Below are 1,012 nucleotides of genomic sequence, written 5' to 3'. Positions count from 1 at the left end.
CGGTCGGCGCGGCCGTCGGCGGTGTGGTCGGCGTCGGTGTGGGTGCGCTGGCCGGTGCCGTCGTGGGCGGTGCCGTGGGTGCTGCCGTGGTCGGTATCCCGGCCGCCGTCGTCGGCGCGATCGGCGGCGGCATCATCGCCGATCAGATGGGCCCGCAGCAGTAGCTTCCCGCCCGGGGCCCGTCACGGAGATCTGGCCGGAATTACCGGTCGCAGGTGTGATTTGATGGCTGGCCCCGGAGTGGAAGGTGGAAGGTGGAAAGCGTGTCGTTGGAGGAAGTGCGGCGTGAGATCGATGAGATCGATGCCCGGATCGTCGAATTGCTCGGAGCACGACAGGGATTGGTGATGCGTGCCGCGGCGTTCAAGCGCAACGAGGAAGAGGTGCGAGCGCCGCAGCGGCGATCACAGATGATGGATCGGCTGCGGGGATTGGCGGTGGAGAACGGCGTCGAGCCTGACATCGTCGAGAGCGCGTACACCACACTGATCGACGGGTTCATCGAACTCGAGCAGCGTCGCCACCGCGCGCTCACCGCCGACGCCGGTCCCGCGTAGTCGGCTCGCGGGTCAGTCCGGCAGCCAGTTCTGCTCGTGCGCCAGGGTTCTGGCGACGGCGCGGACGCGGCGGTGCAGGGGTGACTGCACGCGTGGGAGGACCAGGTGAAATGTCATGGTGGGCGCGCCCCGCAGTGGTCGCCAGGTGAGACCGGCCAGGAGGGTCGTGACCGCGGTTTCACCGGACGGGGCGAGCGTGCGCCCGTCGAACAGATCGCGCTGTGACATGTCGAAAGAGATTGCGGGCGTGGTGAATCGGGGCTCCGGCCGGATGCCGCGGAACAGCGCGGCCAGCTGATCGTGGATCACGGGGTTGGCCGTTCGGTCGGGCAGCCGTAGCGGATACGCGGCCGCGTCGGCGTTCTCGATCTGCGGCTGTTCGGCCTGCGGTTGATCCTGTGCCAATTGGACCCCGACGCGCATCCGACGCAGCAGGAACCGGCGCACCCCGCGCC

At 69.0% G+C, this 1,012-nt stretch carries 1 protein-coding gene and 1 pseudogene; one reads left to right on the top strand and one right to left on the bottom strand.

The window, feature by feature from the left end; all coding sequences use genetic code 11:
* Window positions 1-263 precede the first annotated feature (263 nt).
* The gene (locus ACWELQ_RS46290; RefSeq protein WP_452403286.1) at window positions 264-557 is read left to right on the top strand and encodes a chorismate mutase; all 294 of its coding nucleotides are present in this window, start codon (window positions 264-266) and stop codon (window positions 555-557) included.
* Window positions 558-569: 12 nt separating this feature from the next.
* Here ACWELQ_RS46290 and ACWELQ_RS46285 read toward each other — a convergent pair.
* Window positions 570-1,012, bottom strand: a pseudogene (locus ACWELQ_RS46285) (LysR family transcriptional regulator); the annotation flags it as partial.

The organism is Nocardia sp. NPDC004722 (assembly GCF_053601505.1).
This window is presented reverse-complemented; position numbering and strand designations above follow the sequence as displayed.